The sequence below is a fragment of the Reyranella sp. genome, assembly GCF_044224635.1.
In the GTDB taxonomy this organism is placed as follows: Bacteria; Pseudomonadota; Alphaproteobacteria; order Reyranellales; family Reyranellaceae; genus Reyranella.
This window is the reverse complement of sequence record NZ_JBGAKA010000069.1, coordinates 14,275-37,995: the sequence shown is the minus strand read 5'-3', so window position 1 is coordinate 37,995 and position 23,721 is coordinate 14,275. Positions and strand designations below refer to the sequence as shown.

The 23,721-nt window shown below is 67.4% G+C and carries 20 protein-coding genes; 12 read left to right on the top strand and 8 right to left on the bottom strand.

Features of this window, described 5'->3' with window-relative positions; all coding sequences use genetic code 11:
• Window positions 1-231: 231 nt before the first annotated feature.
• Complete coding sequence (gene senB, locus ACILR9_RS35280; RefSeq protein WP_395714677.1) at window positions 232-1,188, bottom strand: selenoneine biosynthesis selenosugar synthase SenB; 957 nt, start codon at window positions 1,186-1,188, stop codon at window positions 232-234.
• Between senB and senA the strand changes: the two genes are divergently transcribed.
• From senA to ACILR9_RS35250, 6 genes are all read left to right on the top strand, one after another.
• Window positions 1,187-2,506: a selenoneine synthase SenA gene (gene senA, locus ACILR9_RS35275; RefSeq protein ID WP_395714676.1), complete on the top strand. Its 1,320-nt coding sequence runs from the start codon at window positions 1,187-1,189 to the stop codon at window positions 2,504-2,506. The genes senB and senA overlap by 2 nt on opposite strands.
• Before the next feature lie 15 nt (window positions 2,507-2,521).
• Entirely contained in the window at window positions 2,522-3,214 is a 693-nt protein-coding gene (locus ACILR9_RS35270; protein WP_395714675.1) for an ABC transporter permease, read from the top strand.
• Window positions 3,211-3,924, top strand: coding sequence for a metal ABC transporter ATP-binding protein (locus ACILR9_RS35265; RefSeq protein ID WP_395714674.1), 714 nt, complete (start codon window positions 3,211-3,213; stop codon window positions 3,922-3,924). Before ACILR9_RS35270 ends, ACILR9_RS35265 begins: the two co-directional genes overlap by 4 nt.
• 22 nt (window positions 3,925-3,946) lie before the next feature.
• Complete coding sequence (locus tag ACILR9_RS35260; protein ID WP_395714673.1) at window positions 3,947-4,786, top strand: substrate-binding domain-containing protein; 840 nt, start codon at window positions 3,947-3,949, stop codon at window positions 4,784-4,786.
• 301 nt (window positions 4,787-5,087) lie between these two features.
• On the top strand, window positions 5,088-5,903 hold the full coding sequence (locus ACILR9_RS35255) for a universal stress protein (protein WP_395714672.1): 816 nt from the start codon (window positions 5,088-5,090) through the stop codon (window positions 5,901-5,903).
• Window positions 5,904-5,914: 11 nt separating this feature from the next.
• Complete coding sequence (locus tag ACILR9_RS35250; protein WP_395714671.1) at window positions 5,915-7,279, top strand: adenylosuccinate lyase family protein; 1,365 nt, start codon at window positions 5,915-5,917, stop codon at window positions 7,277-7,279.
• 38 nt (window positions 7,280-7,317) lie between these two features.
• Here ACILR9_RS35250 and ACILR9_RS35245 read toward each other — a convergent pair whose 3' ends face one another.
• Window positions 7,318-8,067, bottom strand: a complete 750-nt coding sequence (locus tag ACILR9_RS35245) for an SDR family NAD(P)-dependent oxidoreductase (RefSeq protein WP_395714670.1) — start codon at window positions 8,065-8,067, stop codon at window positions 7,318-7,320.
• 472 nt (window positions 8,068-8,539) lie between these two features.
• Here ACILR9_RS35245 and ACILR9_RS35240 point away from each other — a divergent pair, with 472 nt between their 5' ends.
• Together ACILR9_RS35240 and ACILR9_RS35235 are read left to right on the top strand one after the other, a co-directional pair.
• Window positions 8,540-10,552: a PAS domain S-box protein gene (locus ACILR9_RS35240; protein WP_395714669.1), complete on the top strand. Its 2,013-nt coding sequence runs from the start codon at window positions 8,540-8,542 to the stop codon at window positions 10,550-10,552.
• Between the two features lie 262 nt (window positions 10,553-10,814).
• Complete coding sequence (locus tag ACILR9_RS35235) at window positions 10,815-14,018, top strand: efflux RND transporter permease subunit (RefSeq protein WP_395714668.1); 3,204 nt, start codon at window positions 10,815-10,817, stop codon at window positions 14,016-14,018.
• A gap of 144 nt (window positions 14,019-14,162) precedes the next feature.
• Here the strand turns inward: ACILR9_RS35235 and ACILR9_RS35230 are convergent, their stop codons facing one another.
• Both ACILR9_RS35230 and ACILR9_RS35225 read right to left on the bottom strand, forming a co-directional pair.
• Complete coding sequence (locus ACILR9_RS35230) at window positions 14,163-15,695, bottom strand: efflux transporter outer membrane subunit (RefSeq protein ID WP_395714667.1); 1,533 nt, start codon at window positions 15,693-15,695, stop codon at window positions 14,163-14,165.
• Window positions 15,658-16,869, bottom strand: a complete 1,212-nt coding sequence (locus ACILR9_RS35225; RefSeq protein WP_395714666.1) for an efflux RND transporter periplasmic adaptor subunit — start codon at window positions 16,867-16,869, stop codon at window positions 15,658-15,660. Before ACILR9_RS35225 ends, ACILR9_RS35230 begins: the two co-directional genes overlap by 38 nt.
• A gap of 153 nt (window positions 16,870-17,022) precedes the next feature.
• Here ACILR9_RS35225 and ACILR9_RS35220 point away from each other — a divergent pair, with 153 nt between their 5' ends.
• Both ACILR9_RS35220 and ACILR9_RS35215 read left to right on the top strand, forming a co-directional pair.
• Window positions 17,023-17,253, top strand: coding sequence for a hypothetical protein (locus ACILR9_RS35220; RefSeq protein ID WP_395714665.1), 231 nt, complete (start codon window positions 17,023-17,025; stop codon window positions 17,251-17,253).
• A 14-nt stretch (window positions 17,254-17,267) separates the two neighbouring features.
• Complete coding sequence (locus tag ACILR9_RS35215; protein WP_395714664.1) at window positions 17,268-17,891, top strand: tetratricopeptide repeat protein; 624 nt, start codon at window positions 17,268-17,270, stop codon at window positions 17,889-17,891.
• Window positions 17,892-17,928: 37 nt separating this feature from the next.
• Here ACILR9_RS35215 and ACILR9_RS35210 read toward each other — a convergent pair whose 3' ends face one another.
• A complete protein-coding gene (locus ACILR9_RS35210) occupies window positions 17,929-19,866 on the bottom strand; it encodes a primary-amine oxidase (RefSeq protein ID WP_395714663.1) in 1,938 nt (645 codons plus the stop codon).
• 740 nt (window positions 19,867-20,606) lie between these two features.
• Here ACILR9_RS35210 and ACILR9_RS35205 point away from each other — a divergent pair.
• Together ACILR9_RS35205 and ACILR9_RS35200 are read left to right on the top strand one after the other, a co-directional pair.
• Window positions 20,607-21,107 (top strand): YbhB/YbcL family Raf kinase inhibitor-like protein, encoded by a 501-nt coding sequence (locus ACILR9_RS35205; protein WP_395714662.1) that lies wholly within the window; start codon window positions 20,607-20,609, stop codon window positions 21,105-21,107.
• Window positions 21,108-21,120: 13 nt separating this feature from the next.
• Entirely contained in the window at window positions 21,121-21,291 is a 171-nt protein-coding gene (locus ACILR9_RS35200) for a hypothetical protein (protein ID WP_395714661.1), read from the top strand.
• Window positions 21,292-21,464: 173 nt separating this feature from the next.
• Here ACILR9_RS35200 and ACILR9_RS35195 read toward each other — a convergent pair whose 3' ends face one another.
• From ACILR9_RS35195 to ACILR9_RS35185, 3 genes are all read right to left on the bottom strand, one after another.
• Window positions 21,465-22,232 carry an SDR family NAD(P)-dependent oxidoreductase gene (locus tag ACILR9_RS35195; RefSeq protein ID WP_395714660.1) on the bottom strand — a complete coding sequence of 256 codons (768 nt, stop codon included), beginning with the start codon at window positions 22,230-22,232 and terminating at the stop codon, window positions 21,465-21,467.
• A gap of 110 nt (window positions 22,233-22,342) precedes the next feature.
• A complete protein-coding gene (locus ACILR9_RS35190; protein ID WP_395714659.1) occupies window positions 22,343-22,744 on the bottom strand; it encodes a hypothetical protein in 402 nt (133 codons plus the stop codon).
• Between the two features lie 277 nt (window positions 22,745-23,021).
• On the bottom strand, window positions 23,022-23,693 hold the full coding sequence (locus ACILR9_RS35185; protein WP_395714658.1) for a hypothetical protein: 672 nt from the start codon (window positions 23,691-23,693) through the stop codon (window positions 23,022-23,024).
• Between the last annotated feature and the right edge of the window lie 28 nt (window positions 23,694-23,721).

Sequence of the window (23,721 nt, the reverse complement as noted above, 5' to 3'; positions counted from 1 at the left end):
CGTGCACCTGGAAAACGCTCTTCGATGTATCGACCCCTATCCGTGCTATCTTTGCCATGGACGGCTCCCCTGGTGTGAGATTTCAACGACCTCACCTTGGCACATCGATGCCGTCGGGGGGCCGTCCACACCAACGAGCGTCTCGCTCGCTCATGAGCTTGAGCGAACGAGACGCTCGCGGTCCGGAAGACAATGAGCGCCACAGGAGTGGCGCGCTTCCAGCGATGAAGCTCAATCGGTCAGGCCGGCGAGCAGGCGACGCCACGCGGCGATCTCGCGTGCCGGCCGAAAGAGCGGCGCGCGCTGGCGCAACGCTTGGCGCAGCGTCGCGACAAAGGCCGGCTCACACTCGATCCGCCGCATCAGACGGGCAAGCTTTCCGGTATCGCCGACGGGGAAGTAGCCGCGATAGTCGCCGCCCAGGAGGCCGACATTGCCGTCAACGCGCGAGGCGAGAACCGGGACCCCGGCAACGATGGCCTCGGAGACCACGTTGGCGCCGCCTTCGCTCAACGACGAGATGACCATGGCGTGGCTGCGGGCCAGCAGCCGGCGCACCGCGGCGGCCGGAACATCATCGCACCAGAGGTAGCGTGGATTGGCCGCCATTTCCGCCGTCGCCTCGGCCGCCCACGTGGCGGTGTAGGCACGCCCGACCTGCTCGACGCGAATGCGACTGTCCGCCGGCAGGAGACGCGCAGCCTTGGCGGCACGCAGCGGATCCTTGACGTCACGCAAGTGACCGATCACCGAGACCACCACGGCCCGTCGGCTGGGCTGATTGCCGTGCGGCAGGGATGTCGCCGACTGGTGAATGACGGAGAGCCGCGTCCGCAGACGCGTGGGCACGACTCGCCAGGCAAGGTCGTTCAGCCCCACCAGGCGGTCGGCGAGCTCCATGGAGCGCAGCGTCGGCCTCGGATCGCTGGTCAGGTAGTCGTAGATGTCGGTGCCGCTCAGCTGCAGGATCAGCGGCCGCGCCGGGTGGCGCGCCTTGAAATCGGCAATCGGCCCGGCGCTGCGCCAAGCGTGCACGGCGACCATCAGATCGGCGGGGCGTCCGTCATAGTCGGCCGCCAGGCCCACGCGATGGCCGAGACGGCGCAGGATGCGCGCCCAGCGGGTCGCGGCGATCCTGTTGCCGGTACGTGAAGTCGGACCGGACGGTGTGATAAGGACGATGTTCATGGACCACAGCCAAGCCCATCGGCCGACCAGCGGGGCATCCGCTGCCGAACTTGGGGCGCAACTGCGCGAGGCCCGTCTTCGCACGCGGCGTTTGACGGAAGATCTGGCATCGACCGAATTGTTGGGTCCGCGCCTCGACATCGTCAATCCCGTGCTGTGGGAGATCGGCCATGTCGCCTGGTTCCACGAGCATTGGACGCTGCGCCACGTCGCCGGCCGCGCGCCGCTGATCGAGCGCGCCGACAGGCTGTGGGATTCGAGCGCCGTGCCGCACGCCACGCGCTGGCAACTCGATCTGCCCGATCGCGCCGGCACCTTCGCCTACATGGCCGATGTCCTCGCCCGGCAGGAAGACCTGCTGGGCACGGCCGACGAGGACGCGCGCTACTTCTACGAGCTCGCCATCCGCCACGAGGACATGCATGTCGAGGCCCTGACCTACACGCGCCAGACCCTGGCCTTTGCGCCGCCGGTCGATCTGGCTGGTACGCCCGTGCCGGCTGCCGGAGCACTGCCCGGCGACGCCGCGATTCCCGGCGGCACCTGGCGGCTTGGCTCGACTCCCGCCGACGGTTTCGTCTTCGACAACGAGAAATGGGCGCACGACTCCATCCTGTCGCCCTTCGAGATCGCCCGCGCGCCCGTCACCAATGCCGACTTCGCCGCTTTCATCGAGGCCGGCGGCTATCGCACGCGAGAGCTCTGGAGCGCGGCCGGATGGGCGTGGCGCGAGAGTCGCGACGCCGAGCATCCGGTCTACTGGCTGCCCAAGCGGGACGGCGTGTGGACGCAGCGCCGCTATCGCCAGACCGAACAGCTTGCCCCAGACGCGCCGGTCGTCTTCGTGTCCTGGTTCGAGGCCGACGCGTGGTGTCGCTGGGCCGGACGGCGCCTGCCGAGCGAAGCCGAATGGGAAGCCGCCGCGGTCGGCATGCCGTCGGCCGACGGCGCGCGCCTGGCGCGCGACCGGCGGCGTTGGCCGTGGGGTGATGCGTCGCCCTCGCCGCGCCATGCCAATCTCGATTTCACGCACGACGCACCGGCCGATGTTGCAGCCTTCCCGGAAGGCGACAGCGCCTTCGGTTGCCGGCAGATGATCGGCAACGTCTGGGAATGGACATCGTCCGACTTCCTGCCGTTCGCCGGCTTCGCCGCCGATCCCTACAAGGATTACTCGCAGCCGTGGTTCGGCTCGCGCAAGGTGTTGCGCGGCGGCTGCTGGGCGACCAGCGCCCGCATCGCCCGTCCGGCCTATCGCAATTTCTTCACGCCCGACCGCCGCGACGTCTTCGCGGGCTTCCGCACCTGCGCCTTGTGACAATCGGCCCAGTCGATGCCCGACAATGCCTCGGCCCTGCAACTCGTGCTGAGCGGCGATCCGGCGCTGTTCGCCATCGTCGTGCTGGCGCTGGTCGTCAGCCTGTCGGCGGTCCTTCTCGCCGCCCTGATCGGCGTGCCGCTGGGCGCCTTGATCGCGCTGACGTCGTTTCGCGGCCGCGACGGCGTCGTCGTGCTGCTCAACACCCTGATGGGGCTGCCGCCGGTCGTGGTCGGCCTGGTCGTCTATCTCGCCCTCTCCCGTTCCGGTCCGCTCGGCGCGTGGGGCCTGCTGTTCACGCCGCAGGCCATGGTGATCGCCCAGACCATCCTGGTCGCGCCGATCATCGCCGCCCTGTCGCGCCAGACGATCGAGGATCTCTGGCTCGAGTATCGCGACGAGCTCACGGCGATGAACGTGGGATGGATGCGCCGCGTCGGCACCCTGGTCTGGGATGCCCGTTTCAGCCTCATCACCGCCCTGCTGGCGGGCTTCGGCCGCGCCGCGGCGGAGGTCGGCGCCGTCATCATCGTCGGCGGCAACATCGAGGGCTACACGCGCACCATGACGACGGCGATCGCGCTCGAAACATCGAAGGGCAACCTGCCGCTGGCGATCGGACTCGGCATCGTGCTGATGGCGATCGTGCTGATGGTCAACGCCCTCGCCTGGGCCGTGCGACGTGCCGCCGAGCGGCTTGCCGGATGAGCGCGGACCTGCCGATCCGGTTCGACAATGTCACGATTGCCGCCAACAACGCGACGCTGCTCGACGGCATATCCCTTACCATTGCCGCCGGCGCGCCGACCGTGCTCATCGGACCGAACGGAGCCGGCAAGACGACGCTGTTGCGCGCCGCCATGGGCCTGGTCGCTCCGGTGCGCGGCACCATCACCTGGCAGGGGCGCGAGCATGTGCCGCCGGTTCGACGGGCCATTGTCTTCCAGCGCCCGACGATGCTGCGGCGCAGCGCAGCCGCCAACGTTCGCTATGCGCTCCGCGCCGCACGCATTGCCCGCGCGGAACACGACGAAGCGATCGACAGGCTCCTCGCCCTGGTCGGGCTCGAGCACGCCGCCGAGCGCCCGGCGCGGCGCCTGTCGGCCGGCGAGCAGCAGCGGCTCGCCCTCGCCCGCGCGCTGGCGCGCGAACCTGACGTGCTGTTCCTCGACGAACCGACCGCAAGCCTCGATCCTGCTTCGACCAAGGCGATCGAGGACGTCATCCGTACCGTCAGCCAGCGCGGCATCAAGGTGCTGCTGTCGACGCACGATCTCGGCGAGGCGCGGCGCCTCGCCGGCGACGTCATGCTGCTCAATCGCGGCTGCATCGTCGAAACCGCGGCTGCCGCCCGCTTCTTCGACTCGCCCCTCACCGATGAAGCGCGCAAGTTCATCGCCGGCGAATTGCTCGTCTGATCCCGTCAACCGGAGCCATACCATGAAGATCGGCCGCCGATTGCTCGCCCTGCTGACCATCGCCGTGCTGTCGTCCACAGCCACGGTGCCCACATCGGCCCAGGACACCTCGATCCTGGTCGCCTCGACGACGTCGACCCAGGACTCCGGGCTGTTCGGCCATCTGCTGCCCCTGTTCAAGGCGGCGACGGGCATCGAGGTCAAGGTGGTGGCGCTCGGCACCGGACAGGCGCTCGACGTCGGCCGGCGCGGCGATGCCGACGTCGTATTCGTCCATGCCAAGCCCGAGGAGGAGACGTTCCAGGCCGAGGGCTTCGGCGTCAGGCGATATCCCGTCATGTACAACGACTTCGTGCTGATCGGTCCGAAGAGCGATCCGGCCGGCGTGAAGGGCTCCACCGACATCGCCGCGGCGCTGCGCGCCATCAAGGACAAGAGGGCTCCCTTCATCTCGCGGGGTGACAGGTCGGGCACGCATGTCGCCGAGTTGAGGCTGTGGAAGGACGCCGGCATCGACATCGCCGCCGACAAGGGCGACTGGTACAAGTCGATCGGCCAGGGCATGGGGGCCGCGCTCAACACGGCGGCCGCCGCCAATGCCTATCTGCTGGCCGATCGCGGCACCTGGCTTTCTTTCCGCAACAAGGCCGACCTCGCCATCGTCGCGCAGGGCGACAAGCGCCTCTTCAACCAGTACGGCGTCATGCTGGTCAATCCGGCGAAGCATCCGACGGTGAGGAAGGAGGCCGGCCAACGCTTCATCGACTGGCTGATCTCGCCGCAGGGCCAGCGCGCCATCGCCGACTACAAGGTCGGCGGCGAGCAGCTGTTCTTCCCGAATGCCGGCGATCCGAATGCGTAGTGTTTTTCCTCCCCACGCAGTGGGGAGGTGTCGCCGTCATACGGCGACGGAGGGGTCATGGCTGGGAGCGCGCCACTCTGTGGCGCTCATCTCATTCTCCTCCCCAGCTTTGCTGGGGAGGTGTCGGCGTCTAAAGGCGTTTGGCCGCTTTGCGGCCAAAAGCCGATGCCGACGGAGGGATCATGAGCAGCGGGACTGAGGCTCATGACCCCTCCGCCCCCGATTACGGGGGCACCTCCCCAGCGAAGCTGGGGAGGGATAAAGAGTAGAGTAGATACCGACCGGAGGGGCTGGGGAGAGCATGTACAAATCCATCCTTGCGATATCCGAGGGCGGGCCGGATGCCGTGGTGTCGTTCGGCCTCGCGGCGCGCATCGCGCGCATGTTCGACGGCACGGTCGACGCCATCCATTTTGCCGAGACCCATCAGGGCGATCTCGATATCGCGTCTCAGGCCATGCCGTTCCTCAAGCGGCTTTCCGACGACAGGCTGAAGTCACGCGCCGCCGAGTCGGAGCGGGCCTTCCACGACCTCATCGCGCCGCTCGATGGCTCGACCTTTGCCGGCGGCGGCGACATGACGCGCGACCGGCTGGTCGCCCTGGGCCGCTACGCCAGCCTGGTGCTGCTCGGCCGGCCGGGAGCCGATGCCGAGAACATCGCGCCGTCGACCGTCAAGCACGTGCTCTATGACTGTGCGCGCCCCGTCGTGATCGCCCCGCCCAACCTGCCCTCCAATCCGCCATCCTCGGTGGTCGTCGCCTGGAACGGCAGCGCGCAGGCAGCACGAGCCGTCGGCGCTGCCCTGCCCTTCCTCGAGAAGGCGAGCAAGGTGACCGTCATGGCCGGCGCCGAGCCGGCTGCCGCCGGCGCACCGCGTCTCGTGCGCTACCTCGGACGCCGCGGCATCGCCGCGACGGTCGAGGCGATGGATGCCGGCACGATATCCGGGCGCGCGCGAGGCCGCGCGCTCATCCGATATGCCCGGGACAAGGAGGCCGATCTCCTGGTGATGGGCGCCTACGGCCACGGGCAACTGAGCAACTTCCTCGGCCTCGGCGGCGCCACCGCCAAGGTGATCTCGTCCTGCCCGATTCCCCTGTTGCTGGCTCACTGAAGGAGTCACCGATGGCAAACGAGAGCGACACGCTGCCGACTGCGACCCGGGTCGCCGATCCCGGTATCCGCGCGCTTTATCGGTTGGAGAACCGCTGGCAGGCCTGGCTCGACGTCGAGGCCGCGCTGGCGCGCGCGCAGGCCGAGCTCGGCATCATCCCGGCCGCGGCAGCCGAGGCCATCGCCGCCAAGGCGAAGCTCGAGCTGATGGACCGGACGCGCATCGACGAGGGTTTTGCCCGCACCGGCCACACGCTCGTGCCGCTGGTCTGGGAGCTGGGGCGCATCGTCGGCGACCCGCATGGCGGCTGGGTCCATTGGGGGGCCACCACCCAGAACATCACCCAGACCGGCGACCTGCTGGTGCTGCGCCAGGCGCATGCGGTTTTCCTGCGCCAACTCGGCGAGATTCTGGCCGCGATGGCGGACCTGGCGGAGCGCACTGCCGACATGCCGATGGCCGGGCGCACGCACGGCCAGCACGCCGTGCCGGCCACCTTCGGCTACAAGGTCGCCGTCTGGATCGACGAGCTGCTGCGCCACGTCGAGCGCCTGCAGCAGCTCGCGCCGCGGCTGTTCATCGCCATGCTGGGCGGCGGCGCAGGCACCTTCGCGTCGCTCGGCAAGCAGGGACCGCCGGTGCAGCAGGCGATCGGCCGGCTGCTGGGCTTCGGCTCGATGACCGTGCCGTCGCGCGCGCTCGGCGATCATCTGGCCGAGAACATCTGCGTGCTTGGCCTGCTTGCCGCCACCGGCGGCAAGATCGGCCGCGAGATCTATACCCTGATGAAGACCGAGTTCGGCGAGGTCGAGGAGCCGGTACCGCCCGGCACGGTCGGCAGCTCGACGATGCCGCAGAAGCGCAATCCCAAGCTCTGCCAGGATATCATCGCCGCCGCCGCCGAGGTGCGCAGCCAGGTGCCGCTGGCGCTCGAGGCCATGACGACCGAGCACGAGGCCGACCGCACGACCAGCCTGATGATGGATGCCGCCGAGCAACGCGCCTGCGTCGCCACCGGCGACATGCTGGGCCGGTTGGCCGAGATCATGCGCGGCCTGAGGGTCGACCCTGAGCGCATGCGGGCCAACCTCGATCTGGGCGGTGGATTGATCATGGCCGAAGCCGTGATGCTCGACCTCGGCACGGCGATTGGACGACAGCATGCCCACGACATCGTCTACGACGCGGCGCAGGCGGCCTTCGTCGAGGGCAAGCCGTTCTCGGAGCTGCTCGCCGCCGACGAGCGGCTCACCGCGCACGTCGATGCCAAGGCGATCGCCAAGCTGCTCGACCCGACGGCCTACACCGGCCTGTGCGCCGACATGGCCCGCGAGGGCGCCGCCAGAGCCCGCACCGGCGCGGCGGGGCTTCGATGATCATTCCCCTCCCCGGCTTCGCCGGGGAGGGGAATGTTTCAATGAAACGTGCGCCCGGAGTCGATCACCAGGGTCTGGCCGGTCATCGTGTTGGTGCGACACATCGTGACCACCTGATCGGCGCAGTCGTCCTTGTCGGCCGCCTTGCCGAGCAGCGACAGCCGGCGGCCGCTCTCGATCACCTCGGGCCGCAGGTTGGCGGTCGCGCGCGTACCCTCGAGCAAGCCCGGCGCCACGCAGTTCACCAGCACCTCGGGCGCAAGCGCCACGGCCATGCACTTCGTGAGATGGATCAGCCCTGCCTTGGAAACGGCATAGGCGATCGACGAGCCGGTCGGGCCAAGGCCGGCGACAGACGAGATGTTGACGATCCGCCCGCTTCCCTGGCGCTTCATCACCGGGGCGACAGCCTTGATGCACAGCATCGGACCGGTCAAGTTGATGTCGATGATCTTGGTCCATTCCTCGTAGGTGAGGTTGTCGAGGTCGGTGAACGGGATTGATTTGTTGTAGGCGGCATCGTTGATCAGGATATCGAGCCGGCCGAACCGCTTGACGACATCGTCGACCAGCCCCTGCACTTGGTCGCGCTTGGTGACGTCGCAGGCAAAGGCGGCGGCGCCCACCTGATGCTTCTCGAGGCCGCGCGCCACGTCCTCGGCCTGGTCCCGGCTCTGAGCGTAGACGACCGCGATATGACAGCCCTGTGCCGCCAGGGCGTGACAAATGCGCTGTCCCAGCCCGCCATTGCCGCCCGTGACCACGGCGACCGTTCCCTTGAGGTCCATCTTTCCCCCGCTGATGTTGGTGCTTCGTCGGGACGATAGCCCATCGCCATCGCAGGCCAAAGCCGGACGCCGCCGACCAGCCGCGACCGCCAAACCAGTGTATGCTGCCGCCGATGATCTCCCTGCTCGACTGGTTGAGACCGTTGTTCGCCGCGCCGAAGACACCAACCCGTCGGCCCTTGCCGGTCGGGCGCTTCAGCCTCGGGGTGTGCCCGGGCTGCCGCGGACTGCGCCGCGTGATCAGCGTGCGCTGCGATGGTTGCGGCAGTGCCGCGCCGGTAACCGAGGATGCCTGAGTGCGTTTCCGTTCTGCCGCGTTGCGGCGACCGTCCTCGTAGATCGGCCTCACTACGGATGATCAGGACAGCGTGAAGCGCACCGGCAGCCCCCTGCAACCGAGCCCTTGGGTGGGCGTTGCCATTTTGTGCGATATGTCAAGAATTTCAGCCGTTCACTGCGAAAGGATGGCCAGATGACTTTGTCTGGCAAGCTGCCGCAGGCCTCAAACGACACCGGCCCGGAGAGCCAGCTCGCCGACGCGCTGAGCGACGAGCGTCGCTTCCGGATGCTGGTCGATGCCGTCATCGACTACGCCATCTACATGCTTGACCCGTCGGGTCTCGTGGTGAGCTGGAATGCCGGAGCCGAACGATTCAAAGGCTACACGGCGGAAGAAGTCATTGGCCGCCACTTCTCGCGCTTCTACACGCCCGAGGATCGGGTGGCAGGCGTGCCGGCCCGCGCGCTTCGGACGGCGGACCAGGAAGGCAAGTTCGAGGGCGAAGGCTGGCGGGTGCGCAAGGACGGCAGCCGCTACTGGGCGCATGTCGTCATCGACCCGATCCGCAGCCCGACCGGTGGCCTGGTCGGCTTCGCCAAGGTGACTCGCGATCTCTCCGAGCGCCAGGCGGTGGAGAAGTCGCTTCTGCAAAGCCAGGAGGAGTTCCGCCTCCTCGTGCAGAGCGTCACCGATTACGCGATCTTCATGCTCGACACCGAAGGACGGGTCAGCAACTGGAACGCTGGCGCCCAGCGCATCAAGGGCTATCGTCCCGAGGAAATCATCGGCCAGCACTTCTCGCGCTTCTACACGGACGAGGATCGCGCCAACGATGAGCCGCGCAAAGCGCTCGACACGGCTGCGCGCCAGGGCCGCTATGAAAAGGAGGGATGGCGGATACGCAAGGATGGCACGCGCTTCTGGGCCAATGTCGTCATCGATCCGATACGGGCGCCGGACGGTACACTGCTCGGTTTCGCCAAGGTGACGCGCGACATCACCGAGCGGCGCGAGGCGCAGGAGCAGCTCGAGCGCACCCGCGAGACGCTGTTTCGGGCGCAGAAGATGGAAGCGATCGGCAGGCTGACCGGCGGCGTCGCGCACGATTTCAACAACCTGCTGACCGCCGTCATCGGCAGCCTCGAATTGCTGCACAAGCGCGTCGGCGGCGATGCACGCGCGTCGAGCTTGATCGACAATGCGCTCCAGGCCGCCCATCGTGGCGCCACCCTTACCCAGCGCATGCTGGCCTTTGCGCGCGGCCAGGAGCTGCGGCCTGAACCCGTGGACCTCCCCACGCTCGTCCGCGGCATGACCGAGCTGCTGCAGCGGACGCTGGGCACCATCGTGACGGTGGAGACCCGCTTTCCCCTGGTGCTGGGACAGGTGCTGGCGGATCCCAACCAGCTCGAGATGTCGTTGCTGAACCTGGCGGTGAATGCCCGCGACGCCATGCCGAGGGGCGGTCCGCTCACCATCGCGGCGCGCGAGGAGACGGTGCACGGCACCGACGCCATCGGCTTGAAGCCTGGTCGCTATGTCCTGCTGTCTGTCATCGACAGCGGCGAAGGGATGGATGCAGAGACCTTGCGTCGCGCCACCGAGCCATTCTTCACGACCAAGGGCGTCGGGAAGGGTACCGGGCTGGGTCTCTCCATGGTGCACGGCATGGCCGAACAGCTGGGTGGTCAACTGACGCTGGAGAGCGCTCCGGGCGCCGGCACGACAGCGACGATATGGCTCCCCATCCTGGAGCAACGCCAGCCACTCCCCCCGATGCGGGAGGTACCGCCGACGTCACCGCAACCTCTGCTGCCGCTGTCGATCCTTTCGGTCGATGACGACCCGCAGGTCCTCCTCAATACCGCCGCCATGCTGGAAGACCTAGGTCACCGGGTGGCGACAGCGAGCTCGGCACGGCAGGCCCTGGAAAAGCTGGCCGAGGGCGAGGAATTCGACCTCGTGATCACCGATCATGCCATGCCGACGATGACCGGTGCCCAGCTCGTCGAGGAAATCAGACGCCACTGGCCCGACCTGCCGGTCCTGCTGGCGACCGCCTTCGTCGATCTGCCGCTAGGCCTTGCCGCCGACGTGCCGAAGATCGCCAAGCCCTACTTCCAGCATCAGCTGGCGCACGCCGTGGCCGCCGTGATGCCAAGCTGGCCCCGCGTGAGCGGCCCAAGCGCCTCCGATGAGGAGTGAGCGCATCTGCAGTCCCGTCCCCGTCATCGGGCCCCGACGACGAAGGAGGGTTGTAGAGCGCTGAGGGAGCAAGCAGTGGTGCGTCGACGCGATCGGCGGCCCTGCCTTGACGCCCAGACGGGCCCATGGCCCCATGACGGCAACGAGGGGGAGCTGTCGTCTGAGAGTGCCTGCACGTCGATTGCCAGCGAGCACGGCTGGAGCCTGCCGGAACGCCGATACGGATTCAGCACGAGACGGCTTGCGTTAGGCCGGCACCGAGATGTGGATCGTCAAGCTTGCCCTGCTCCGGCCCTACACCTTCATCGTCCTGTCGCTGATGCTGATCATCGGCGGCATCGGTTCGACCATCCGGCTGCCCAAGGACATCTTTCCGGCCATCAAGGAGCCCACCGTCACGATCCTGTGGCAGTACCCGGGCTTCCCGGCCGCCAAGATGGCCAACGACATCACGGAGTGGAGCGAGTTCCTCACCTCGCAGTTCGTGGTCGACATCAAGCGGATGGAATCGCGCAACATCTTCGGCTTCGGCATGATGCGCCTGTATTTTCATCCCCAGGTCGATATCGACCGGGCGCTGGCGCAGGTCACGGCGACCTCGCAGACGATCCTGAAGAAGATGCCGGTCGGCACGACTCCGCCCTACGTGCTGATCTACGATCCGTCGAGCGTTCCCGTCATGCTGGTCGCCCTGGCGAGCGAGACGCTGACCGAGTCCCAGCTGTTCGATTTTGGGCAATTCACCGTGCGGCAGGCCATCGCGCCGGTCGAGGGCGCCCAGCTGCCGCTGCCGTGGGGCGGCAACGCGCGTGTGATCATGATCGATCTCGATCCCGAGAAGATGATGGCGCACGGCGTCACGGCCGACGACATCAACACCGCGATGCTGAAGCAGAACGTCATCCTGCCGACCGGCTCGGTCCGCATCGGCAGGACCGAGTACATGCTGCAGATGAACAACAGCCCGACGACGATGGAGCTGCTCAACGCCGTTCCGATCAAGAGCAGCAACGGCAACATCGTCTACGTGCGCGACGTCGCCCATGTCCGTGACGGCTACCAGCCGCAGACCAACCTGGTGCGGCTCGACGGGCAGAAGACGGTGTTCCTGTCGGTCGGCAAGAGCGGCTCGGTCTCGACCCTCGACATCATCGCCCAGACCAAGGAGGTCCTGAAGACCATCCCGACGCCGGGCGATCTGCAGTTCACCATCCTGTTCGATCAGTCGATCTACGTCCTGGAAGCCATCCAGGGCGTCGTGGTCGAGGGCCTGATCGCGGCCGGCCTGACCGGCCTCCTGATTCTGGTGTTCCTCGGCAGCTGGCGCGGCACCCTGGTCGTGGTCATCTCGATCCCGATCTGCATCTTCACGTCGATCCTGCTGCTCGGCGCCACCGGCAACACGCTCAACCTGATGACCCTGGGCGGCCTTGCGCTGTCGGTGGGCATCCTGGTCGACGATGCGACGGTCACGCTCGAGAACATCCATCGCCACCTCGCGATGGGGAAGAACCTGATCCGGTCGATCCTCGACGGCGCCCAGGAGATCGCCATCCCGGCCTTCGTGTCGACCCTGTGCATCTGCATCGTCTTCCTGCCAGTCGGCCTGCTGACCGGCCCGCCGCGCTTCCTGTTCGTGCCCATGGCGCTGGCCGTCCTGTTCGCCATCGCCACCTCCTACCTGCTGTCGCGCACGCTGGTTCCGGTGCTGGCCAACTACCTGATCCGCGGCGAGCATCGCGACGCGACGCAGTCGGGCGCTGGTGCGGCCGCGCAGCCGGGATTCTTCCGGCGAGCATACCTGGCCTTCGACTCCGGCTTCCTGCGCCTGCGCGCACGCTACGTGGCGCTGCTGGCCCGGGCGCTCCATCATCCGGTCGCCGTCCTGGCGGTGTTCGCCGGAGCGACCATTCTCGCCGCCCTCGCGGTGCCGGGAATGGGACGGGACTTCTTTCCGCCCAGCGACGGCAGCAGCCTGCGCCTGCACGTCTCGGCGCCGACCGGCACGCGAATCGAGGAAACCGGAGTCTATTTCAGCAAGGTCGAGGAGACCATGCGCGAGGTCATGGGCGACGATATCGCGGTGATCCTCGACAATATCGGCATCCCCGAGCCCAACAACCTGATCTTCAGCGACAACATCACGGCGAGCTCGGCCGACGGCGAGATCCTGGTGGCGCTGAAGCCGACACGCCGCCACGGCTCGCTGGAATACTCGCGCCGTCTGCGGCAGGTGCTGCCGGAAAGGTATCCCGAGCTGCTGTTCTACTTCCAGCCAAGCGACATGAAGACCCAGATCCTCAATCTCGGCCTGCCCGCCCCCATCGACATCAAGGTATTCGGCCTCGCCAAGACGGAGACCCTGCACGCCGTCGCCCAGAAGATCGAGAAGCGGCTGCTCGCCGTGCCGGGTGCCGTCGACATTCGAATCCAGCAGCGCCTGAACCAGCCGGCCTTGAAGATCGACGTCGACCGCGACCGAGCAGCCAAGATGGCCAGGGAGGAAGGTCTCACGGGCTTCACCCAGCGCGACGTCGCCCGCAACGTGCTGATGGAGGCGAGCTCCAGCCTGATGGTGAATCCCAATTTCTGGACCGACCCGCAGTCCGGTCACACCTACTGGCTGGTCGTGCAATCGCCGCTCGACAAGCTCAGCCGCATGGAGGACCTGACCAACATCCCGATCCGCGGCAGCGGCGGTGCCCAGACCCAGTTCCTCGGCAACATCGCCGAGATCAGCCGCACCCAGATCGCCGCCCAGGTCGACCACACCAACGTGCTGGTCACGTTCGACGTCATGGCCAACGTCCAGGGCGTCGACACCGGCTCGGTGGTCTCCGCGGTGAGGCGCATCATCGCCGAGGAATCGGTCGGCCTGACCAAGGGCATCGTCATCGAGATGGGTGGCCAGGGATTGACCATGGACCGCGCCTTCGACCAGCTCGGGCAAGGGCTGCTCGCCGCGGTCCTGCTGGTCTATTTCATCCTGGTCATCAACTTCCAATCCTGGACCGACCCCTTCATCATCATCATGGCCCTGCCCGGCGCATTCTGCGGCGTCGTCGTGATGCTGCTCCTGACCCAAACCACCTTCAGCGTTCCCTCGCTGATGGGCGCCATCATGACGGTGGGCGTGGCGACCGCGAACAGCATCCTGGTCATCTCGTTCGCCAAGAACGCCTTGAACGACGGCCAGACGGCGATCCAGGCTGCCCTCAGTGCCGGCGAGGCACGCTTCCGGCCGGTGATCATGACGGTGATCGCCATGGTGTTCGGCATGGTCCCGATGTCGCTCGGCCTCAGCGAAGGCGGCGACCAGAACGCCCCGCTCGGCCGCGCGGTGATCGGCGGCATGCTGTTCGCCTGCATCGCCACCCTGGTCCTGGTGCCGGTGATCTTCAGCCTGATGCACCGCCACTGGCGTCCGGCCACGCCGCAGGAAGGGGCGGAGCTGCTGAGGGCGTAGTCATGCCTCCTCCCCAACTTCGCTGGGGAGGTGTCTCGGTAATCCGAGACGGAGGGGTCAGAAGCCCCAGTCCCGCTGCTCATGACCCCTCCGTCCGCGACTACGCGGACACCTCCCCAGCGAAGACGCTGGGGAGGAAAATGATCACTGCTTGAGCGGCGGCGCCCACATGCTGCGCAGGCCTTCGGGGACCTGCTGCGACCGGTCCTGCCAGCCGCCGCCCAGCGCCTTGATCAGGGCGACCGTCGTCATCAGCTGGTCGTTGGTGATCTGGACGGCGACGGTGCGCGAGGCGAGCACGGCGCGCTGCGCGTTCAACACGTCCAGCATCGAGACGAGCCCCTGCTGGAAACGCTGGCTCGCCAGGATGGCGGTGTTGCTGGCGCTGGTCACGGCGATCTGCTGAAGGCGCGCCTGCTGGCTCAGGTGGCGCAGCCCGGCAAGCGCGTTCTCGACTTCCTGGAAGGATCTCAGCAGCAGGGCCTGGTAGAGCGCCACCTGCTCCTCGTAGGCCGCTCGCGAGCGCTCGACGTTGAGCGTGGTGCGGCCGGAATTGAACAGCGACTGGAAGAGGCTCAGTCCGATGCCCCAGATGTTGCTGGTCGGCTGGACAAGCGTCGACAGGGCAAAGCTCTCGAAGCCGACCGCCGAAGTGAGCTGGATGGTCGGGAAGTAGGCCGCCACGGCAACGCCGATCCGGGCATTGTAGGCGGCAAGCTCGCGCTCGGCCTTGGCAATATCCGGACGGCGTTGCAGGAGGTCCGATGGCAGTCCCACCGGGATTGCCGGAATGGCCTGGCGAAAGGGTTCCTTGCCGATGGTCAGGGCCTCGGGGTTGCTCCCGGTAAGCACCGCGAGCCTGTGGACCAGGCGGCTACGCTGTGCCTCGAGCGGCGGCGCCTGCGCCTCGACGGTGCGCAGCGCGGTCTCGGCCTCCAGGAGCGCCACGTCGCTCGACAACCCGTCGATGCGGCGCGCCTTGACCAGCTCGAAGGTGCCGCGGCGCAGCGCGATGTTCTCGGCGATGACGCGCTGCAGCTCGTCCGTCGTGCGCAGCTCGAAATAGGTCTGGGCGATCTCGCCGTTCAGGGTGAGCAGGGCCACCTGATAGGCGGCGATGCTGGCGCTGAGCTCCGCCAGCGCCGCTTCCATCTGGCGTCGGATGCGGCCCCAGAAATCGATCTCCCAGGTCGAGTAGAGCGGAACCGCCTTGAAGCCGTCGGTGATGGTCGCCGTGTTGGCGGTGACGGTGGCCGGATCGACCAGGACGGCGAAATTGGAGTTGTTGGCGAAGCGTTGCGCCAGTCCGCCGACCTGCAGCTCGGGATACATGTAGCTCTTGGAGATGCCGGCGATGGCCTGCGCCTGCAGGACGCGGGCGGCGATGGCCTTGAGATCGGGATTGCGCCGCACCGCTTCGGCCTGCAGCCCGTTCAGCGTCGAATCGCCGAAGATGGTCCACCAGTCGCCGCGCGCGATGGTGTCCTGCGGCACCGCCTCCTTCCATGGGCCAGCCTCGATGAACTGTGCCGGGACGGGCGGCTCGGGGCGGACATAGTTCGGTCCGACCGGATCGCACGCGGCGAGGCCCACCACGGCGGCGAGGCTGGCGCCAAGTGCGCACAGGACCCGTGCCGGCTTACGGGTTGCCGGTACGCACACGGACTTTCGCGCCATTCTTCAGGAGGTCGCTAGGGTTGAGGACGACGCGTTCGCCTTCCTCGCATCCTGTCAGGACCTCGACCGACCGGCCGAAATCGCGGCCAAGCTGCACCTTGCGGATCTGCACGACGTCGTCCTTGTCGACGATGGCGATCTGCGGCGCGCCATCGAGGACGATGACCGACGAATCCAGGACGACGATCGGCGGCGCCGGGTTGACCAACAGGAAATGGACGGTCGAGTAGAGGCCAGGCAGCAGCCGGCCGTCGGGATTGGGCACCTCGACCTCGACAAGCATGGTGCGCGAGGTCGCATCGAGCGATGCCGCGTTGCGCACGACCTTTCCCTTGAAGGTGCGGTCGGGATATTCGCGGACCACGACATCGGCGGCGAAGCCATCCTTGACCATCGGCAGGTAGATCTGCGGCATGCTCACGTAGACGCGCACCGGGTCCATTCGATAGATCTTGTAGAGCCATGCCTTGGCGTCGCCGCTGCCGAGATCGATCAGCGCGCCGGTCGTCGCCTTGGCGAGGTTGCGCGCGCCGACGATGCCGTCGAACGGCGCATAGATCTTTTGGAAGGCGATCGTCGCGTCGATCCGGCCGACCTCGGCCTCGGCGGCAGCAACATCGGCCAGGCGAGCCTCGTGGGCGGCGCGGCTGTTGTCGACATCCTGCTGCGACACGGCATTGGTCTTCACCAGGCCGAGATAGCGGTTAAAGGTGATGCGGGCGATCTCGGCATTGGCCTTGGCCTGCAGCACCAGGGCCTGGGCCTGGCGGAGCGACTGGTGCAGCTCCGGCGTCTCGATCTCGGCCAGCAGCTGACCGGCCTTGACCCGCGCGCCGATATCGACGGTCCACCTTCTGACGTAGCCGTTGACGCGCGCATAGACCGGCGCCTCCTCGAAGGCGGTGATGTCGCCAGGTAACGACAAGGTCGTCTCACGCACACCGCGCTGGGCCGCGGCAACGCGCACAAACGGCGGTCCGCTCGCTGCCTCGCTGACCGGGGTGGATCGATTGCCAACGGTCTTGAGACCCTCGAACCCCACGCCGACGATCAGGATCGCGGCAAGGACCAGCAGGATCAGGCGCAGCCAGGACTTGCGCCGACGCGGCGGCGGCGAAGGGGGCGGCCGTGCCGGCGGCTCCTCGGACCGGCTGGCCTCGACAGGATCGGTCACGTCATCGGGCTTTCACGCCGGGCGATGCAAGGCTTGCATCGCCTCCTGCATGCAACTGGGATCGGGGTGTGATCGGACGGGCGATCCATGGGGACGATTTGTCCCCGTCGGTGAACATGGCGTCAAGGAAGGCCTGCGGCGAGGCCGGGAGAGATGATACATAGCGGCAACGCGGACGAGGAGATCGATGAGCGGCAGCGGGTTCAGGGCGGCGTCTTCCAGCGCACGGGCATGCCGACGCGGCTGCGCCAGCTCGACATTCCACGTGCGGATTTCCCTGCGGTCGCCGGCGAGACGGTGAAGAACTTCAACGCCAATGCCGGCGCCCGCTCGCCGGAGGCGCAGGTCACCGAGACGCCGCCCCTGCTCGAGGCGGCCTACTGACGCAAGGATACCGCATGACGAGTCGATCGATCCTCTTCCTCGCCGCAGTGCTCATGCTGGCAACCGGCCCGACAGCCGTGGGGCCAGCCGCCGCCGGTCCGCTCGAGGATGGCCAGGAAGCCTACCGGCGCAAGAACTACACGCGGGCCTTCAGCCTGCTGCGTCCCGAGGCGGAGCGCGGCCAGGCGCGGGCACAGTACCTGGTCGGCCGCCTGTATGAGGACGGCTTCGGTGTCGAGCAGAACTACAGCGAGGCGGCACGCTGGTACCGCGCCGCCGCCGAGCAGGGTGACCCGCTGGCCCAGCATGCGCTCAGCGTCTTCTATGCCGTCGGCTGGGGCGTCGCGGCCGATCCCGCCGAATCGGTGAAATGGCTGCGCCGCTCGGCCGAGCAAGGCTACTACTACGCCCAAAATGACCTCGGCTCGCGCTACCGGACGGGACGCGGGGTGCCGCAGAGCAATGAGCTCGCCTACCTGTGGCTCGACCTCGCAACCGACAATGCGCCCGAGGCGGTGAAGGGCGTGATCACCAAGGCACGCGACGAGGTCGGCCAAGCGATGACGTCGCAGGCAATCGCACAAGCCAAGGGGATGGCCGCGCGCTGCAAGCAATCGGGATACAAGAGTTGCGGATGATTCCCCCTCCTCCCCAGCTCCGCTGGGGAGGAAAAGACTAGTCGACGCAACAGCTCATCGTGCTCCTGGCCGGCGGGACGTCGAGCGCGGGGTTCTCGCTGAAGAAACCGGCGGGTTGCAACATGAAGCCCGCGGTGGTCACCGGCTGCACCGGGAAGTCTTCCGGTCGCGGGATATGGTGCAAGCCGAAGCTGTGCCAGACGACGAGGTCGGTGTCGACCAGCGGCCGGTCCAACAGGGTCCATGCCGGCAGGCCGTCGCCGCCCTTGCTCTGGTTGGGATAGCGCCCGGCGGCATACATCTCGTCGCGATCGTAGGCGGTGACCCAGAGCTGACGGGTCATGAAGGCGGCGCGTCGGACGACGCTCGATTGCGGGCTGGAGAAGATCGGCACCGGACTGGTCGACATCAGCCGATAGGCTGTCGGCTGGCCGAGCCTGTTGCGCTCCTGGGCGCTTTCGATCTTCCAGTAGCGCGCGGCGTTGAAGTCGACGGTGCGCTGCGCCGCCTGCTCGCTCGCCAGCACGGTCTCGCGCAGCGTGAAGGCGTTGCCGTGCGGATTGTCCGGTCCCATCGGCAACGCCACCGTATCGACCTCGACGACGCGGTTGCGCTCGCCGTCGACCGCCATGTCGAGCCGCATGTTGAAGATGTGCTGGTGATAATGCGCATAGACGCCGGGCGACACGATGGTGCCGTAGCGCGGCGCCTCGCCCGCCCGGAGGCCTGCCGTATTCAGTATCCCCGTCGCCTTCATCTCGAACTCGATCGAGCCGTCCTGATAGAGGTACCAGAACGAGCCGTACTCGTAGTTGCCGACGGTCGAGATCGACGACACGACCAGCCGCCGCGCGCGCCGCACATCGACCTCGCCGGTGAACAGGTCGGTATGCTTCCACAGGATGCCGAAATCCTCCTCGTGCAAGCAGATCGCGCTTTCGATGCAGTAGGGCTCGCCCTTGCTGTCGGCCAGCCAGGCGTCGAAATAGCGGATCGTGCCCAGGCAGTCGCAGCCAAGCTTCAGGGAGTTGGCGAGCACGCCGATGCCGTACTCGCCGACGTCGAAGGCGTTCTTGCGGAAATGCCCGCCGCCGGGATGACCGTAGGGCACCACCATCTCCGATAGCGCGGCGCGATGCAGCACCGGCCGCAAGCGGCCCTCGTCCTCGTAGCCCACGGCGTGCAGCACCAGGCCTTCGCGCGCGGTGAAGCCGACGCGGAAGCGCCATTTCTGCCATCGCACCTCGTTGCCCTCGACGGCGAAGCTCGGGCCTTCCGTCTGCACGATCTCGAGCGGCTTCACGTCGTCGCGGAAGACCGTACGGTAGCGCGCCGCGTAGTTGCGGCTGGCCATCGGCACCTCCGCCACGCCGTAGTCGTCGACGCGCAGGACCTCGGCGCGATCGAGATCGATCACCGCGCACAGGCCTTCGATCGGATGGGCGTAGCCGTTGTCGTTCTTCTCGCTGCGGTACCAGCAGAACGTGTGGGACAGCCGGCGCCCGTCCTCGTCGGGCAAGCCGTAGTTGCCGGCCGACCACGGATCGACCTGGACATTGTCGATGTCGGTGATGCCGCGCCTGGCGAGGGCTGCGCGGAAGCGCGGATCGGCCCGGGCGACTTGGCCGACCAGGAAGACGTCGTCGATCAGGATGCGCGGCCGCACGCCGGGCACGTGTCGCCAGTCGACGACGCGGTCGGCGATCAGATCGACGCACGCTTCGAAGACCTGGCCGTTGGTGCGGTCGAACGCGCACACGAAGGCCTCGCGTGGAAACGTAGCGCCCGGCCGTGCGCCCCGCACGACATCCTTGTCGGGCTCGCTGAGGGTGATGGTCTCGAACATCATACCCGCGCCCAGATCATGCGCGGCGCGCACCAGCCGTGTTGCACGCCGGATCTCGTCGGGCGTCAGCGGATCGAGCGGATGTCGGGGCGCCTGCGTGGTGCGCGTGTCGGCAACGGCATCGGGCATAAAAATCCTTTCCTGCCGGGCGCGATGCCGGGCAGACCGATCAACCGTGGCCGATGCCGTTGGTGATGTCGAGACGCCTGTCCACCAATCGTTTGCGCTTGCCGTTGACAGACGCAGTCGATCGTGGCGGAATTGTCATACGCACAATCGACACGGAGGTTTAGATGCTTCCACCCGACTTGCGCTCCGCGATGACAGCCGGCGCAGTCCTTCGGACGTCGGCTTAGCGGCACACATACGAACGGCCTGTCGGGGCCGGCCATCGCGGGTCGCATCAGTAAGGCGAGACCCCAATTTGGCCGACCCCGATTTGCGTTCTCACTCCATGTCGTTGCCCGTCACGCCCCCAGCCAAGCGTTGCCGAAGTCGCTGGGGAAGTCGAGATTGATAGCGTCCGTCGCTCGTCGTCAGCCGATTCGCGACGCCTCGGCAGGGAGCAGACCATCATCGCCGTGGCGGCGATCGGCGTTCCGCCAGCCGCGATGAAGATGCTGCACCGTCATTTCGATGGCGACCTCATGAGCGGGCTACCGTCGAATCCAGGGTCCGCCAGTTCGTCCTGGGTTTCCTGACCGAATCGCGGGCGGCGGGAGTGAAGGTCTGATCGCCGGCAACACTCGTCGCGGGCGATCTCCGCGTCACCATTGCTCGGCACGTTGGTGGCCGCCGGCCATTGCCTTCGACCATCCGGCTGATCCACTCTGTCGCGCCATTCCGCGCCAGAAGACAGGGAGATCGTGATGCCGCTCATGCTGATCAGCCAGAATTTCAAGGAAGGGGATACCCTTCATATCGACCATATCCTCTCGGCCAACTACGGGTTCGGTTGTGCCGGCGGCAACAAGTCGCCGCAGCTTTCGTGGTCCGGCGCACCGGCCGGCACCAAGAGCTTCGCGCTGACCTGCTTCGATCCCGATGCGCCGACCGGCAGCGGCTTCTGGCATTGGCTGGTCGTCAACATCCCGGCCGGCACGAGCGGACTCGCGCTCGGCGCCGGCAATCCGGCAGCGAACCTGCTGCCGGCCGGCGCCCTGCAGACCCGCACCGACTTCGGCACGCCGGGCTATGGCGGCCCCTGCCCGCCGGAAGGTCATGGCCCGCACCGCTACGTCTTTACCTTGTTCGCGGTGAACACCGAGGAGCTGCCGGTCGCCGTCGACACCTCCGCGGCCATCGTCGGCTTCAACCTGCACTTCACCACCATCGAGAAGACGACCCTCACCGGCCTGTTCCATCGCTGAGCAGAGCAAGGCGATGACGAAGCCGCCGCTCGCAGGAGTGAAGGTGCTGAAGATCGGCCAGGCCTATGCCGGACCGCTCGCCGGCATGATCCTGTGGCAACGCACCTTGCCCGGCAGCGACATGCAGGTGGTCGGTCTGCCGATCACGTTCGGCCGCCAACGCCCGCGCCCGCAGGGCGACTGAGCGCCGCTCGGAGCCTACACGGGCGAAGGGTTCGGTGGGCGGCGACGATGTTCAGGCTCTTCTGGACCGCCGGCATCCTGCCCGCTCATGAAGCGTGAGCGGGCGAGACGTCCATGGTTTAGAAGATCATGATCAAGAGCGGGCAAGATGCCCGCGCTCCAATGGAGCATGCCTCATGCCGCGTAGTAGCCACCATCAACCACGTGCGAAGCGCCGGTCATGAACGAGGCGCGGTCCGAGCACATCCACACCACCGCCTCGGCAATCTCCTCGGGCACGCCCAGCCGGTTCATCGGCACCTTGGTCATCAGCCGCTCGTAGCGCTCGGCCATGCCGGGATCGGTCATCGGCGTCTTGATGTAGCCCGGGTTGACGCAGTTCACGCGGATGCTCTCGTGCGCGTACTCCATCGCCGCCGTCTTGGTGAGGCCGACCACGCCGTGCTTGGCGGCGACATAGCTCGAGGCTGTCGGCAAGCCGACCAGCCCCGCCACCGACGCAGTATTGACGATCGCCCCGCCCCCCTGCTTCAGCATCTGGACGATCTCGTACTTCATGCACAGAAACACGCCGGTCAGGTTGATCGCCAGCATGCGGTCGAACGACGGACGGCTCATCTCATGCGTGCGCTGGCCGGCCGGACCGGCGTGGCGGGGTGCGATGCCGGCATTGTTGAAGGCGCAGTCGAGCCGGCCGAAGGCCGCGACGCTGCGCGCCACCATGGCCTCGATCTGCGCTTCGTCGGAGACGTCGGCGCCGATCGCGATCGACTGCCCGCCCGCCGCGTTGATCATCGCCACCGTCTCCGCGGCGCCAGCCTCGCTCTGGTCGGCAACGGCGACCCGCGCGCCTTCACGCACCATGGCGAGCGCCGTGGCGCGACCGATGCCCGACCCTCCGCCAGTCACCAGCGCGCTCTTGCCGTCGAGAATTCCAGCCATCGTCTTGTCTCCATTCGCCCGAGCTTCGATCGTGTCATGCGGTTATCGCGGGCTCAACAGTGCGGTCATCGCACACCTTGGATCCATCAGGCGAAAACGACCGCAATGACTCACCGCGCCTCGCGCACGTAACCGCGCTCGCGCATGCAGGTGTTGAAGGCGGCGGTCACGGCGTTGGCACGGTCGGTGTTGTCGCGCTGCTGGGCCATCGCCAGCCCCGGCGCGCTCAATGTCGGGGTGGTGAAGCCGCGCGGATAGCGCAGCTCGGCTTCCTGCTCGGCGGCGGCGTGACATTCGGCGGTGTCCTTGGCGACGACGCTCTCGCTGGCGGCCGGCTTCTGCCACAACGGCGGCGCCGGCGCAGCACAGGAGGCGATGCCTGCCGACACAAGCAGCAGGAGCCAGATCGGGGGAAGGGCGATGCGATGCATCGCAGCCTCGACGATCGCCTCGCCGGCGAGGAAGGATCGCCAGGAGAATCGGCGCAGCGCCGCCGAGGGAAAAAGGGACATGGTCGTCTCCGTTGCGTGTCGAGACAGGGAAGCGCGATCGTGCGACCATCTTGCCACGAACGGGCGCAGCCGGAGGAAACGATGATGCAGCGCCGAGGCGTGCCGGCAACGCGATGGCGGCCGGCATGGGGTCGCGCGCAGCGCGGCCGCCGGCCTTCCTCTCGAAGCAGCTGCCCTTCGTGGTCGGGGCGCCGCCGAGCGGCGGTGTCCAATGAGTCTCAGCGGGCGCGACGGCCTCTCGGTCGTCGCCGGCGCCGGGCTGCGTCTGGAATAGGAACTACCGCGCGACGCCGACCGTCTGCAGGCCCTTGGCCGGGCAGGACGGGTCCCTGGTGGTGGCGGGAGTGCGCGGCGCGTTCGGGGGCCAGCGGGTGAGGCCCCAGCAATCGGCTTCCTCCGGGCGCAACCACTTCATCGAGCGCGGGTCGGAAGTCTGCAGCAGCGCGAGCATCGGTGCGTAGGGTATGCCGCGGCGTTCGGCACGGCGGGCGATCAGCTCGTTGCAGAGCGGCGAACGCTCACGGCTGGTGTTGACGGCGCAGGAGTGCAGGCCCAGGCGGCCGCGGTCCAGGACCGACCGATGGCGGCCGGCAACGAACAGGATGGAGGCACAAGCCGACGAGCACGTCGTTCCCTGCGACACCAAGGTCGATACCTTCTCCTGCTCCATATGGTCGGCCATCGCGAATGCCTCGCCGACCAGGCCGCCTTCGCTTGCCAGCGCCACGCGCTTGTCACCGAAGCCGTCGCGCCCGATCTCGCGCAAGGCGAGCTGGAAGCGCACTGCGTCGCCGGCGATGATCGGGCCGCGGGCGATCAGCATCGGCACGCCGTCGTCTGCCGTCCTGATGACGAATTCCATGGCCGTGGCAGACCCACTCGCCGCCACTGACAGGGCCACCAGCCCTCCCAGCAGCGCCAACAACCGGCCGCGCTTCGCGCGATACATCGTCCCTCCCGAACGGGCTCCCTGGGAG

Excerpts from the sequence above, each read along its gene's own strand:
- ACILR9_RS35200 (WP_395714661.1), top strand. The coding sequence starts at position 21,121 with ATGACGAAGCCGCCGCTCGCAGGAGTGAAGGTGCTGAAGATCGGCCAG.
- ACILR9_RS35235 (WP_395714668.1), top strand. The coding sequence starts at position 10,815 with ATGTGGATCGTCAAGCTTGCCCTGCTCCGGCCCTACACCTTCATCGTC.
- ACILR9_RS35240 (WP_395714669.1), top strand. The coding sequence starts at position 8,540 with ATGACTTTGTCTGGCAAGCTGCCGCAGGCCTCAAACGACACCGGCCCG.
- ACILR9_RS35205 (WP_395714662.1), top strand. The coding sequence starts at position 20,607 with ATGCCGCTCATGCTGATCAGCCAGAATTTCAAGGAAGGGGATACCCTT.
- ACILR9_RS35265 (WP_395714674.1), top strand. The coding sequence starts at position 3,211 with ATGAGCGCGGACCTGCCGATCCGGTTCGACAATGTCACGATTGCCGCC.
- ACILR9_RS35185 (WP_395714658.1), bottom strand. The coding sequence starts at position 23,693 with ATGTATCGCGCGAAGCGCGGCCGGTTGTTGGCGCTGCTGGGAGGGCTG.
- ACILR9_RS35210 (WP_395714663.1), bottom strand. The coding sequence starts at position 19,866 with ATGCCCGATGCCGTTGCCGACACGCGCACCACGCAGGCGCCCCGACAT.
- senB (WP_395714677.1), bottom strand. The coding sequence starts at position 1,188 with ATGAACATCGTCCTTATCACACCGTCCGGTCCGACTTCACGTACCGGC.
- ACILR9_RS35220 (WP_395714665.1), top strand. The coding sequence starts at position 17,023 with ATGATACATAGCGGCAACGCGGACGAGGAGATCGATGAGCGGCAGCGG.
- ACILR9_RS35255 (WP_395714672.1), top strand. The coding sequence starts at position 5,088 with ATGTACAAATCCATCCTTGCGATATCCGAGGGCGGGCCGGATGCCGTG.
- ACILR9_RS35250 (WP_395714671.1), top strand. The coding sequence starts at position 5,915 with ATGGCAAACGAGAGCGACACGCTGCCGACTGCGACCCGGGTCGCCGAT.
- ACILR9_RS35215 (WP_395714664.1), top strand. The coding sequence starts at position 17,268 with ATGACGAGTCGATCGATCCTCTTCCTCGCCGCAGTGCTCATGCTGGCA.
- ACILR9_RS35195 (WP_395714660.1), bottom strand. The coding sequence starts at position 22,232 with ATGGCTGGAATTCTCGACGGCAAGAGCGCGCTGGTGACTGGCGGAGGG.
- ACILR9_RS35260 (WP_395714673.1), top strand. The coding sequence starts at position 3,947 with ATGAAGATCGGCCGCCGATTGCTCGCCCTGCTGACCATCGCCGTGCTG.
- ACILR9_RS35245 (WP_395714670.1), bottom strand. The coding sequence starts at position 8,067 with ATGGACCTCAAGGGAACGGTCGCCGTGGTCACGGGCGGCAATGGCGGG.
- ACILR9_RS35230 (WP_395714667.1), bottom strand. The coding sequence starts at position 15,695 with ATGGCGCGAAAGTCCGTGTGCGTACCGGCAACCCGTAAGCCGGCACGG.
- ACILR9_RS35190 (WP_395714659.1), bottom strand. The coding sequence starts at position 22,744 with ATGTCCCTTTTTCCCTCGGCGGCGCTGCGCCGATTCTCCTGGCGATCC.
- senA (WP_395714676.1), top strand. The coding sequence starts at position 1,187 with ATGGACCACAGCCAAGCCCATCGGCCGACCAGCGGGGCATCCGCTGCC.
- ACILR9_RS35270 (WP_395714675.1), top strand. The coding sequence starts at position 2,522 with ATGCCCGACAATGCCTCGGCCCTGCAACTCGTGCTGAGCGGCGATCCG.